This window comes from Methylobacterium sp. WL116, assembly GCF_008039455.1.
GTDB lineage: Bacteria > Pseudomonadota > Alphaproteobacteria > Rhizobiales > Beijerinckiaceae > Methylobacterium.
In genome coordinates this window covers 1-1,139 of record NZ_VRUV01000887.1, presented here as the reverse complement: position 1 = coordinate 1,139, position 1,139 = coordinate 1, and the positions used below count along the sequence as shown (strand labels likewise).

Sequence of the window (1,139 nt, the reverse complement as noted above, 5' to 3'; positions counted from 1 at the left end):
GCATGGCTCGAGCGCCGCACCACCCCGTGCACCGCGTAGCCCTTCGACAGCAGCAGCTGCGCGAGATACGCCCCGTCCTGCCGGAGCGGGTCGCCTACGAGACGGTCGACCTGCTGGACGAGGCGGCGCTGCACGCCAGCGTCGCCGCGTTCCGCCCGACCGACGTGCTGCACCTGGCCGCGATGGCCTCGGTGCAGCAATCGGCGGATGCGCCGGGGGAGACCTGGCGGGTCAACCTCGTCGGGCTCCTGAACCTCGCCGAGGCGGTGGCGCGATCCGCCCCCGGCGCGGGCTTCCTGTTCGTCAGCTCGGGCGAGGTCTACGGCCGGGCGTTCCTGGCCGGCCGTCCGCTGACCGAGGCGGCGGTGCCCGATCCGCAGGGGCCGTATGCCCGCTCGAAGTGGTTCGGCGAGACGATCCTGCGCGACCTGCTGGCCAAGGCGGAGGTGCGGCTGGTGATCCTGCGGCCGTTCAACCAGATCGGGGCCGGCCAGGACGAGCGCTTCGTGGTGCCGTCCTTCGCCGGCCAGATCGCGCGGATCGAGGCCGGGCTGGTGGCGCCGGTGCTGGCGGTGGGCAACCTCGCGGCCGAGCGCGACTTCCTGCCGGTCGGCGACGTGGTGCGGGCCTATGTCGATCTGATCGGGCGCGGCCTGGACATCGCGGACGGGTCGGTGTTCAACGTCGCCTCGGGGCGGCCGCGCAGCATCGCCAGCGTGGTGGACGACCTGCGCCGGCACGCGCGGGTGCCGTTCGAGGTCCGGGTCGCACCGGACCGGATGCGCCCGTCGGAGATCCCGGTGGCGGCCGGCGACGCGACGCGCCTGACGGAGGCCACCGGCTGGACGCCCAAGGCCGACTGGGACGCGGCGCTCGCCGACGTGCTCGAACATGCCAGGGCGACGCTGGGCCGATCCGTGCCGTAGGGGAATTTCGTCGACGATCGGTGAGAGGCGTGGAGAGGCCGTCGTGAGCAGCCTGAAGTTCGGGACGAGCGGCCTGCGCGGCCTGGTGACGGACCTCGTCGGGTGGCCGAGCTACGCCTATGCCGGGGCATTCTTCCGCTCCGTCGGCGCGGCGTGCTGCCCGGGCCGCACCGTGGTGATCGGGCGCGACCTGCGCGACAGCAGCGCCGACGG

General features: G+C 73.7%; 2 protein-coding genes. One reads left to right on the top strand and one right to left on the bottom strand.

Going from position 1 to position 1,139, the window contains the following annotated elements; genetic code table 11:
* On the bottom strand, window positions 1–134 hold a 134-nt coding region (locus FV223_RS32625), incomplete at its 3' end, for a GDP-mannose 4,6-dehydratase (protein WP_348644837.1).
* Here FV223_RS32625 and FV223_RS28205 point away from each other — a divergent pair.
* Entirely contained in the window at window positions 78–926 is an 849-nt protein-coding gene (locus FV223_RS28205; protein ID WP_246689847.1) for a GDP-mannose 4,6-dehydratase, read from the top strand. The genes FV223_RS32625 and FV223_RS28205 overlap by 57 nt on opposite strands.
* Window positions 927–1,139: the final 213 nt, after the last annotated feature.